General features: G+C 27.2%; 10 protein-coding genes. All 10 read right to left on the bottom strand.

Annotation, left to right across the window (positions count from 1 at the left end; all coding sequences use genetic code 11):
• Positions 1-165: 165 nt before the first annotated feature.
• Entirely contained in the window at positions 166-999 is an 834-nt protein-coding gene (locus RGC78_RS15195; protein ID WP_309556906.1) for a prephenate dehydrogenase, read from the bottom strand.
• A 15-nt stretch (positions 1000-1014) separates the two neighbouring features.
• Positions 1015-2028: a 3-deoxy-7-phosphoheptulonate synthase gene (gene aroF / locus RGC78_RS15190; protein WP_252211842.1), complete on the bottom strand. Its 1014-nt coding sequence runs from the start codon at positions 2026-2028 to the stop codon at positions 1015-1017.
• Positions 2029-2160: 132 nt separating this feature from the next.
• Positions 2161-2658: a shikimate kinase gene (locus RGC78_RS15185; RefSeq protein ID WP_309556905.1), complete on the bottom strand. Its 498-nt coding sequence runs from the start codon at positions 2656-2658 to the stop codon at positions 2161-2163.
• Positions 2659-2670: 12 nt separating this feature from the next.
• The gene (gene aroE / locus RGC78_RS15180; protein WP_309556904.1) at positions 2671-3483 is read right to left on the bottom strand and encodes a shikimate dehydrogenase; all 813 of its coding nucleotides are present in this window, start codon (positions 3481-3483) and stop codon (positions 2671-2673) included.
• Positions 3484-3509: 26 nt separating this feature from the next.
• Entirely contained in the window at positions 3510-4652 is a 1143-nt protein-coding gene (locus tag RGC78_RS15175) for a chorismate mutase (protein WP_309556903.1), read from the bottom strand.
• Positions 4653-4735: 83 nt separating this feature from the next.
• Entirely contained in the window at positions 4736-5809 is a 1074-nt protein-coding gene (aroC, locus tag RGC78_RS15170) for a chorismate synthase (protein WP_309556902.1), read from the bottom strand.
• Positions 5787-7088 carry a 3-phosphoshikimate 1-carboxyvinyltransferase gene (gene aroA / locus RGC78_RS15165; protein WP_309556901.1) on the bottom strand — a complete coding sequence of 434 codons (1302 nt, stop codon included), beginning with the start codon at positions 7086-7088 and terminating at the stop codon, positions 5787-5789. Before aroA ends, aroC begins: the two co-directional genes overlap by 23 nt.
• A gap of 105 nt (positions 7089-7193) precedes the next feature.
• Positions 7194-8246 carry a 3-dehydroquinate synthase gene (gene aroB, locus RGC78_RS15160; protein WP_309556900.1) on the bottom strand — a complete coding sequence of 351 codons (1053 nt, stop codon included), beginning with the start codon at positions 8244-8246 and terminating at the stop codon, positions 7194-7196.
• Between the two features lie 60 nt (positions 8247-8306).
• Positions 8307-9320, bottom strand: a complete 1014-nt coding sequence (gene aroF / locus RGC78_RS15155) for a 3-deoxy-7-phosphoheptulonate synthase (RefSeq protein ID WP_252232742.1) — start codon at positions 9318-9320, stop codon at positions 8307-8309.
• A 379-nt stretch (positions 9321-9699) separates the two neighbouring features.
• Positions 9700-11133, bottom strand: a complete 1434-nt coding sequence (gene cls, locus RGC78_RS15150; protein ID WP_252232744.1) for a cardiolipin synthase — start codon at positions 11131-11133, stop codon at positions 9700-9702.
• Between the last annotated feature and the right edge of the window lie 481 nt (positions 11134-11614).

Genomic DNA, 11614 nt, shown 5'->3' with positions numbered 1-11614 from the left:
CTTTGAGAATTCTTAATGAGTATTGTCCTATTTACTGCTTGTCTCAATTTTATATTGGGAGCAAGCTAAAATGGGACTATACTTATTTTAGCATTCCTAAGTTCAATTACTCAGTCCACCTTTACTTATGCATATATAAACATTTTACTAAAACAGAGCCTTTAATTATAATTTTTCACGTCTCTTAGTTGATTTTATAAATAATTCTTTTAAGGATTCTTTATCATCATCTTTTATTGCATCTTTTATTTTATCTAGTTCACGTTCAAATGATTCTATAGATTTTAATAGATTTTCTTTGTTTCCTAAAAAAAGTTCACTCCATAAATCTTCGTTTATATTAGCAATTCTAGTTAAATCTCGATAACTATCACCAATAAAACTTCCAGTGTCTCTTCCCTCTAAGTCACTATTTACTAAAGCTACTGCTAGGGAATGAGGTAACTGACTAGTAAATCCTATCATTTCATCATGAAATTCTGGACTTATTCTTTTAACTCTTTTAAAACCTATTTCATATGCTAAGTTTTCTACTAGCTTCAAATTCTCTTCTTTATTTTTTGAAGTTGGAGTCAAAATATAGTTAGCACCTTTAAAAACATTACTGCTTGCAAAATCTATTCCCTTTTTTTCTCTTCCAGCCATTGGGTGTCCAAATACAAAATCTATATTTGAAGGTAATATCTTGACTATATCATTTATAAATAACTTCTTTATTCCAGTTGCATCAGTTATTACTGCCCCATCTTTAAAATTATCTATATTATTTTTAATAAAATCTTTAACAAGCTTAGGATATATTGATATTATAATTAAATCCGCATCTTTTAAAATTTCATTTCCATCAGTATATCCTCGTCTTATTAAGTTTAGCTTTTCAGCTTTTAATAATGTCTCTTCATTATTATCTATTCCATAAACATTTTTATAACCAGCATCTTTTAATGCCATTGCAAAAGATCCACCTATTACTCCAAGACCTACTATTACCACTTTCATATAGCCCTCCAAGAATTATATTTCTTTTCCTTCTATTTCTGCTACTGCCTTAACTTTCCCCATAAGTCCATCAAATTGGTCTGGAGTAAGTGATTGTTGACCATCACTTAGTGCATTTTCTGGATCATTATGAACTTCTATCATCAAACCATCAGCCCCTGCAATTATTGCTGCTTTTGCCATTGGCTCAACTAAGTATGCATATCCACCTGCATGACTTGGATCTATAATTATAGGTAAATGTGATAACCTCTTAACAACAGGAATTGCTTGTAAATCTAACGTATTTCTAGTTATTGTTTCAAATGTTCTAATACCTCTTTCACAAAGTATTACATTTTCATTTCCACCTGCCATTATATATTCTGCTGACATTAACCATTCCTCAATTGTTGCTGATAGACCCCTTTTTAATAATATAGGTTTCTTAGTTCTACCAATTTGTTTTAACAAATCAAAGTTTTGCATATTTCTAGCTCCAATTTGAATTACATCAACTTCTTCTACAAATGTATCAATATAATCTGTTGACATAAGCTCAGTTACTATTGGAAGTCCTGTTTCTTGCTTAGCTGCCTTTAAAAGTTTTAATCCTTCAAGCTCTAGTCCTTGGAAACTATAAGGTGAAGTTCTTGGCTTAAATGCACCACCTCTTAAAAAATTAGCACCTGCTGCCTTAACTCTTTTTGCTACTTCAATTATTTGCTCTTCAGATTCAACAGAACATGGACCAGCCATTATACCAAGCTTTCCACCTCCAACTATTGAACCATCTATATTTATTATTGTGTCATTTGGTTTAAAAATTCTATTTGCCTTTTTAAAAGGTTCTTGTACCTTCATTACTCTGTCTACACCCTTAAGTACTTGTAATTTTTTAGGATCTATTATTGCTGTATCTCCTACAATACCTACAATATAATAAGTATTTCCCTTTGAAATATGTGTTTCTAACCCCTTACTTTCAATAAAAGACTTAACCTTTCCTATTTCTTCTTCACTTGCTTTTGGTTTCATAATAATAATCATGTAAAACTCCTCCTGTACTTCAAATAAATTTTTTTAATTCTACTATTCTACTATCCTTCATAAATTTAATTTTATATTTATCAATTTTTATTTGTTAACTGATATTCTAATTTAAAATATCAATTATAAACATTAACTTTTAACTATTAATCTTTTTATCTCTTCTACTACTTCATCCATAATTCCATCATTAACAACTATATTATGTGATGCTTTTTTGTAAAGATTATATCTTTCTTTATATAATTCTATAATCCTCTTTTTTCCATCTTTTAAAAGAGGTCTTCTTGAAACATCTATATCAGAAATAATTTTTTCAACTGGTCTATCTATAAAAATTACTAATCCATTTTCTTTTAGAATATTTATATTTTTATCTATTTTTACTATTCCACCACCAGTTGCTATTACAACATTATCATACTTTATTATTTCTTTACAAGTTTCACTTTCTATATCTCTAAAATAATCTTCTCCTTGTTCAAAAAGTTTGGAAATTGTTTTTGATGTTTTTCCCTCAATATATATATCCATATCTATAAATTTTAACAATAATTCTTTAGCTATAATTTCTCCAATTGTAGACTTTCCACATCCAGGCATTCCTATTAAAAATATTTTACTTTTCATAATCTATTCTCTCTATTTAAATTCTTCATTTATATATGAATATAATTTTTCTTGAATATCAGGATTTATAGATATATCATGCCAAATTTCTGATGACTTAATCGCTTGTCCTAGAAGCATTTCTAATCCCCCACAAACTTTTTTATTTAGTCTTTTTCCACATTGAAGAAATTTAGTTTCTCTTGGATTATATATTAAGTCTATTAATACATCAAAATTATTAATAATCTTTTCATCAACAGGGTTATTATCTACATTAGGATACATTCCCACTGGAGTTGCATTTATCAATATATCACCTTGTACATTACCTATGTCCTCATAAGTTCTATATTCGATTCTAATATCCTCATCCAAATGAATTGACTTCTTGCTTCTAGAAACCAAATATATTTTTTTTATGCCTCTATCTAATAATAAAGTAACTGCAGCTTTAGATGCTCCCCCTGTTCCTAGTATAATAGCTATTTTACCATTAACTTCTATATTGTTTCTAACTAATATACTATTAAATCCATAATAATCACTATTAAATCCATATAATTTATTATCTTTTAATAATATTGTATTTATTGCTTTTATTTTTTTTGCTTCAGGTGATATTTCATCTAAATATTTCATTATATCTTCCTTATAAGGAATTGTTACATTACAGCCCTTAATTTTCAATACTTTTAATGACTCTGTAAATTTACTTAAATTATTTTTTTCCACTTCAAATATTTTATACGCCCCATTAATATTTAAAAGTGAAAAAATCTTATTATGAATCATTGGTGATATAGAATGTGATAATTTTTCACCTAGTAATCCGTAAAAATTCAATATTTTCACATCCTTTCTTTGTTCATCTAACATCTATTTTTTTCATATGCCCCCAATAATTTAAAGTAAGCACTACTTTGTTCAATTAAATATAAAGCTTTTTTAACCTTTTCTGATGATAAATCACCTTCAAAATCACCATATAAAAAGTACTTCCAAGGACCATTTTTCATTGGTCTTGATTCTATTTTAATCATATTTATATTATTTTCTGCAAAATGTCTTAATAACTTATATAACGTACCAGCCTTATCTTCAAGTGAAAATACTACACTAATTTTATTGGAATTTTTATTTTCTTCTAATTCTTTAGAAATTATTATAAACCTTGTGAAATTTTCTGTTTGATTGTTTATATTTTCTTTAATAATTTTTAAATCATATATATTAGCTACTCTTTTACTACCTATTGCAGCCTTTGATTTATCCTCTAACTCTTTGATTAATTTACCACTACTAGCTGTACTATGAAATGGTATCAACTTCCATTCATTATACTTCTTTAAAAAATCTGAACTTTGTTCAAATCCTTGAGTATGTGAATATATCTCTTTAATTTCACTTAAATTGCTTCCCTCTACCCCAATTAAATTTTGATTTATTTTTATACATACTTCTCCATTTATAAAAAATCCGTATTTATACAAAAGATCATATACACTAGAAATTGCTCCTGTTGATGAATTTTCTATTGGAAGTATTCCATAATTAATTTCATCATTTTTAATTGCTAAAAATACATCTTCAAATTCTTCATACGATTTAGAATCTCTATCTTCACCAAAATATTTAATCATCGCTTCTTCTGTAAAAGACCCTTGCGCGCCATAAAACCCTATTTTTTTATTTTCACAAACATTAATATTATTATTTAATTTTTTCTCTTCTATCAAATCTTCTTCTATCATTTTTCTACTTTGAAGCTGTCTTGATATTTCCATTAATTTTTCAAAGAATTTTTCTGTTTCTTCAATATAATCTTGATTTTTTAGATAACCTAAGTTCTTCTTTATAACATCATCTTCTCTATTCTTATTAAATATAGGCAAATTATTTTTTTTCTTATATTCACCCACTTTAAGAACAACATCCATTCTCTGCTCAAATAATTCAGTTATCTTTTGATCTATTTCATCTATACTATTTCTATAATCATCTAACCCTGCCATATGTCACGCCCCTTATTTTTAATATTTAAGAAAGTGGTTACTACACGCTCTTTTAGTTGAAAGTTATATGCACTTCTTTATATTTAAAGCATCAAATCAAGTAATCCAATTGCAGCAACACTTTCAATTACTGGTACAGCCCTTTGGATTATACATGGATCATGCCTTCCCTTAACTGTAATAACACCATTTTTTTTCTCGCTTATATTTATGCTTTTCTGCTCTTTAGATATAGATGGAGTTGGTTTTATAACAGCCTTGAATAATATTGGCATTCCATTAGATATTCCACCTAAAATACCACCATTATTATTACTATATGTTTTTACTTCATCTCCATCATAATAATATTCATCATTACATTCAGAACCTCTAAGTTTGCTCATTTCAAACCCTTTTCCAAACTCAACACCTTTTACTGCAGGTACAGAAAATAATAAATGTGCCAATGTAGATTCTATAGAATCAAAAAATGGATTTCCAACACCTGCTTTTACTCCAATAATTCCACATTCTATAATTCCACCTATAGAATCACCATCTTTTTTAGCCTCAAGTATTTCATTTTTCATCTTTTCTTTATTTTCTTTTATTAAAACTGGCAGTTCTTCACTTCTTAAATTTTCCATAAGGTCTTTAGTTAAATTTATTTTACTAAAGTCCTTATCTTCAACATTTCCTATTCTTTTAACATGAGTACCTACATATACATTTTTACTTTCTAATATTTGTTTACATATTGCACCTGCAAAAACTAATGGTGCTGTTATTCTTCCTGAAAAATGTCCTCCACCTCTATAGTCATTATAGCCCTGATATCTAATTTTACCGCTATAATCTGCATGACCTGGTCTCATTAAATCTTTTAATTCACTATAATCTTTTGAATGCATATCGCTATTTCTAATCATTGCGCATAAAGGAGCACCTGTAGTTTTCCCTTCAAAAACCCCACTAAGTATTTCTGGAATGTCGCCTTCCTTTCTAGTTGTAGAAAGTTTACTTTTCCCTGGAGCTCTTCTAGACATTTCTCTTAAGATATCTTCCATATTAATTTCAAATCCACATGGAAGTCCATCCACAGTTATACCTATTGCATTTCCATGTGATTCACCAAATATAGAAATCTTTAATTTATTTCCCCAAATTCCACTCATGAAAGTTTCCTCCTAATGCTTTAAAGTCATCAAAAAACTCTGGATAAGATTTTGAAACACATTCATAATCTTCTAAGATAATTGGTTCTTTGCAAACTATAGAAGCTATTGCAAGCATCATAGCAATTCTATGGTCTTTATGACTCCAAACTTTTACTCCACCATTTAAAGTTTTAACTCCATCAATTATTAAACGGTCTTCTTTTTCAATTATATTTGCCCCTAATTTATTTAGTTCACTTGCAACTGCATTTAATCTATCACATTCTTTAATTCTTAATCTTCCTACATTTATTATTTCAGTTCTACCCTTACACAAACTAGCTGCCAAAGAAATAACAGGAATTATATCTGGACATTGAGAACCATCAACAATAGTTGCATTTAAATTTTCTCTTGGAATTCCTAAAATACTATCATTAATATTTTTTATTTTCACATTCATTCTTTCAAGTATTTCTATAACTTCCTTGTCTCCTTGAAGAGATTCTAATTTCAAATCATTTATAAATACTTCACTATTAAGTGCATCAGCAACTAAAAAAAATGCTGCTTGAGAATAATCCCCTTCTATTCTATAATCTCTACTTTTATAAATTTGATTTCCTTTAATTGTAAATTCTCTATAATTATTATTTATAATTTCAATTCCAAAATCACTCATAGCACTTAATGTTAAGTCAATATATCCCTTAGATTCTAACTCAGTTGTTATTATTATTTTTGAATCTCCATCTAAAAGAGGAAGTGTAAATAGAAGGCCACTAATAAATTGAGAACTTATATCTCCTCTTAGTTTAAACTCTCCTGCTTTTAATACACCTTCAGTCCTTAAATCAAGTTTTCCTTTCTTATATGAATACTTAATTCCTTGATTCTCAAAGATTTCATAATATGTATCTAAAGGTCTTTTACCTAAATTTCCTCTTCCTATAAATCTATTACTGCCTTCAAAAACACAAGAAATTGGAACCAAAAATCTCAATGTAGAACCTGATTCATTACAATCTATCGTTCTATTCAATTCTATATTTTTTTTACACTTTTCAGATTTTATTCCAACAACATGAAGATAATCATTTTCCTTTGTTATTATAGCCCCTAATGAGCGCATTGCATCAATAGTTGCTATAATATCATCTGAATAATTAATATTTCTTATTTTACTTATTCCATCTCCCAAAGCTGCACAGATAACACCTCTATGTGCCATACTTTTAGATGGTGGAATTTTAACTTCTCCTTTTAATTTGCCAGGATAAATTTTAAAAATTCCCATTTGTGTCCCCCTTTTTAGTTATTTAATATTAATATATTAATTGAAATTCTATTTACTTTTTAATATAAATTTAAACTTAAAAATATAATTTCAAAAATGTAAAATTTACTTAAAGAAATCTATATTGCTATTTTTTAAAAATGATTTTCCAATACTCTCAAGTAATACTATCTTTAAAGCATTATTAATATTTTTTTTGTCTAAAGAAATTGTTTCTAATATTTCATCTAAATTTTCAATATCTATATCATGAGGAAGTGAATATTGAACTAATATATCTCTTATCTCATCTGAAATTCCCTTTGGTGTAAGGTCTTTTTCTTCAGACATTTTAGTTATTTTATACATTCCAATTCCTACGGCTTCACCATGAGTATATTTATTAAAATTATAGTAGGCCTCTATTGCATGACCCAATGTATGACCAAAATTTAATAACATCCTCTCACCTTTATCTTTTTCATCATTTTCAACAACTATTCTTTTAATATTACAACATATATAAATTATATCTTCTATATTATCCATAACTTCATCTTTATTTTTAAACTCTTTTAACTTATGAAAGAATTCTTTATCTTTTATACATCCATATTTTATTACTTCAGCCATTCCATCTTTAAAAAATTTATCTTCTAATGTAATTAAAACATCTGGATCAATTAAAACCACTTTAGGATGATAAAAACTTCCTACCAAATTCTTTCCCCTATCTAAATCTACAGCAACTTTTCCTCCAACACTACTATCAACTTGAGCAAGTAATGAGGTAGGTACTTGAATAAAATCAATTCCTCTCAAAAATGTAGATGCTGCAAATCCTCCAAGATCTCCTATAACTCCTCCTCCAAGTGTAATAATTAAATCACTTCTAGTTAATTTAAAATCTAAAAATTCATTATATATATTAGGAAGAGTATTAAAAGACTTAGTTTCCTCTCCAGGTTTTAATACCATTGTCTTAACATCATAGCCATGATTAATTAACGAGTCTTTAACCTTATCTCCGTAGTGATAATTTACATTTTCATCAGTTAATATAAAAATCTTTTTCCCTTTATAAACCTTATTTATTTCATTACTAAGTTCATTAATTAATCCCTTTTTAATTATTATTGAATAACTTTTTTCCTTTAAATCTACAACTAACTCCCTCATTTTAATACTCTCCTCGTATATTTTTAATTCAGCTCTTCTGTTTAAATATATTAATTTAAACTATATTTCTCTACCTACTGCTTTTGCAATAACTTTTAATTCTTCAAAAAGTTTTGCATACTTACTTGGTTTTATTGATTGTGGTCCATCACACAAAGCATTTGCTGGATCATTATGGACTTCTATTATAAGTCCATCTGCACCAATTGCAATTGCAGCTTTAGCTAGTGGTTCTACCATCCAATACTTCCCTGTAGCATGACTTGGATCAATAATAACTGGTAAATGACTTAATTTTTTAAGAGCTGGAACTGCACTTAAATCTAATGTATTTCTGGTATATGTCTCAAATGTTCTAATTCCTCTTTCACAAAGAATTACATTTTCATTACCACCTGCCATTATATATTCAGCACTCATTAACAGCTCTTCAAGAGTTGCTGATAATCCCCTTTTTAAAAGTATTGGTTTATTTAATCCTCCCAATTCTTTAAGTAAATCAAAGTTTTGCATATTTCTTGCTCCAACTTGTATAACATCAACATTATCATTAAAAAATTCTATATCATATGGTGACATAATTTCCGTAACTATAGGTAATCCTGTATTTGCTTTTGCTTTTTTTAAAAGTTCTAAACCTTCATACTTTAATCCTTGGAATGCATATGGTGAAGTTCTAGGTTTAAATGCTCCACCTCTTAAAAAGTTTGCCCCTATTTTTTTAACATCTTTAGCTATTTGCGTTATTTGTTCTTCGCTTTCAACTGAACATGGTCCTGCAATCATAGCTATTTTATTTCCGCCTATTTTTTGTCCATTCACATCAATTATTGTTGATTCTGGATGAAACATCCTATTTGCCTTTTTAAAAGGTTCTTGTACATGCATAACTTTTTCAACTATTTCATTAGCCTCAATTTGTTCTTTATCAATTTTACTCGTATCCCCTACTAAACCTAAAATGCTAATGTCAGTTCCTATAACAGGGTTTACTTTAACACCTTGATTTTCTAAAATTAAAGTTAATTTTTCTATTTTTTCTTGTTTAACTTTTTGTTTTAATATTACTATCATATTTTTTGCCCCCTTAATTTTATATAAAAAAAATAGAGCCCACATATTAATGAGCTCTATAATGTATTCACATAATAAACATCTAAAAAATTCTTATAATTTTTGAGCACTCATTAAAGTTAAATTATTTAATTTTTTGCAAAATAAATAGCTAGCGCTAAAATAAAAGCCCCAGAACATAAAATAAAAAAAGTTATAAAATTTTGCAATAAATATTTTAACTATATTCTTTTCCATAGTGCCCTCCCATTAAATAAAATTTAATCATCTTGATATATTAATCAAATAAATTATTATATTTTTAGTATAACAACTTAGAATTTTTTGTCAATATTTTTTGATACTTTTTTATTTTTTATTAGTTTTTTTGATAATTCAATTATAATATTGGTGAAACTAGTCTTGCTAAAGATTCTTTTATCTTAATAGATGTACTTCTATTAGAATGAGATTCTATTGTTATTTCCTCAGAGAATTCAATATCCTTCATGAATTGTTTTTCATAATCAACAGCTACTCTATCATCAAAGATAAAAGCATTAACTTCAAAATTTAATTTGAAACTTCTTATATCCATATTAGCTGTTCCTATAGATACTACAGTACTATCTGCAACCATAGCCTTAGCATGAATAAATCCATTTTTATAATAATATATTTTTATTCCAGAATTTAATAGTTCACCTATATAAGAACTAGCTGCCCATTGCATAAAAAAGTGATCTGGATTTCCTGGAATTATTATTCTTACATCAACACCTGACAACGCAGATATTTTTAACGCCTCTAATATTGGCAAATCTGGAACTAAATAAGGTGTCTCTAAATATAAATTATTTTTAGCATTATTTATAAGCTTAATATATGCGTTTCTAATATATTCTTCTTCATGATCTGGACCACTTGTAACTATTTGTATTCCCACATCCCCTATTTCTTCATTTGTATCTGATAAATATTTATTATAATCACGTATTTCTTCTTCTGATGCATAGCACCAATCTAATAAAAATCTTTCATTTAAATCATTTACTGCTCCACCTTTTATTCTAATGTGGGTATCTCTCCAAAATCCAACCTTAGGATCTTTATTTATATATTCCTTACCAACATTAAATCCTCCAACATATCCATATTTCCCATCTATTACAACTATTTTTCTATGATTTCTATAATTTATACGCGTATTTATATGTGGTAAAATTCCCGGGAAAAATATTGCAAATTTTCCTCCTGATTTTAAATAATTCTTTAATGCACCTTTTGTTAAAGTATATGAACCCATACTATCTGCTAAAAGTCTTACTTCAACTCCACTTTCTGCTTTTTTTGTTAATTCTGCTATTATTTCTTTTCCTAAACAATCATTACGAAAAATATAATATTCTATATGTATATATTCTTTTGCATTCTTTATATCTTTAATTAATTGTCTAAATTTATCCTCTCCATTAACATATACTTCAAGATCATTGTTAGTTGTATATTGACAACCTGAATGATTATAATTCATTTTTCTTAAATCAAAAAATTTATCTCCACCATCATGGCAATTACTCTTATTACCATATCTACTACTTAAATTTCTTCTCTTTATTTCATCAATTTGTTTTTTTTCTTTAAAAATCTTTTGCCTACTTAAGTTTTGTCCTAACAAAATATATAATATAAATCCAAATCCCGGTAGAATAATTAGTATTAAAAGCCATGCCCATGTTGTTGTTGGATCCTTTCTTTCTATAAATATCAATGATAATGAAAAAATTATATTTAATATTAAAACTATCATGCCTATCCCTAATAATATATTCATATTTTCTCACTTCCTTTGTTTAGGTTATTATTTTGAATTAAATAATTATATTATAAATCTTCGTTTAATTTATAGGCTATATTCACTATTTTATCATAGATATATAAATTTATTATAATGAATTAACTAACATTTACTTAAATAAAGCTTTAAGTATTAATACTATATCCTTTTAATAATATATGAAAAAAATTTAATACTATTATCACATTTCAAATCTAACAACCAATTATACTGCCATTGTTATTCCTTATGGGAAATTTTTTAATTTTTTCTAATTTATAATTTCGGTTATTAATAATTTCTTAAATAACATAATTTCATAAATATATACTCATCACACTTCTAAAATACAGTATTCTATAAGTTATCCACAAATTTTCAAGCAATATAATTTTCTAAAGAAGAACAAAATCGCTAAGGCGACTTTGGAGCCGTCGATTTTTTTAGCCATGCGCCCTTTCCAAACGCAGTGCAGGAA

It is taken from the genome of Clostridium aquiflavi, assembly GCF_031344075.1.
GTDB lineage: Bacteria > Bacillota > Clostridia > Clostridiales > Clostridiaceae > Clostridium > Clostridium aquiflavi.
This window is presented reverse-complemented; position numbering and strand designations above follow the sequence as displayed.

What these genes read in the sequence shown, in the direction of transcription:
- RGC78_RS15195 (WP_309556906.1), bottom strand. Translation starts at nt 999, where the DNA reads ATGAAAGTGGTAATAGTAGGTCTTGGAGTAATAGGTGGATCTTTTGCA.
- aroF (WP_252211842.1), bottom strand. Translation starts at nt 2,028, where the DNA reads ATGATTATTATTATGAAACCAAAAGCAAGTGAAGAAGAAATAGGAAAG.
- RGC78_RS15185 (WP_309556905.1), bottom strand. Translation starts at nt 2,658, where the DNA reads ATGAAAAGTAAAATATTTTTAATAGGAATGCCTGGATGTGGAAAGTCT.
- RGC78_RS15175 (WP_309556903.1), bottom strand. Translation starts at nt 4,652, where the DNA reads ATGGCAGGGTTAGATGATTATAGAAATAGTATAGATGAAATAGATCAA.
- aroC (WP_309556902.1), bottom strand. Translation starts at nt 5,809, where the DNA reads ATGAGTGGAATTTGGGGAAATAAATTAAAGATTTCTATATTTGGTGAA.
- aroA (WP_309556901.1), bottom strand. Translation starts at nt 7,088, where the DNA reads ATGGGAATTTTTAAAATTTATCCTGGCAAATTAAAAGGAGAAGTTAAA.
- aroB (WP_309556900.1), bottom strand. Translation starts at nt 8,246, where the DNA reads ATGAGGGAGTTAGTTGTAGATTTAAAGGAAAAAAGTTATTCAATAATA.
- aroF (WP_252232742.1), bottom strand. Translation starts at nt 9,320, where the DNA reads ATGATAGTAATATTAAAACAAAAAGTTAAACAAGAAAAAATAGAAAAA.
- cls (WP_252232744.1), bottom strand. Translation starts at nt 11,133, where the DNA reads ATGAATATATTATTAGGGATAGGCATGATAGTTTTAATATTAAATATA.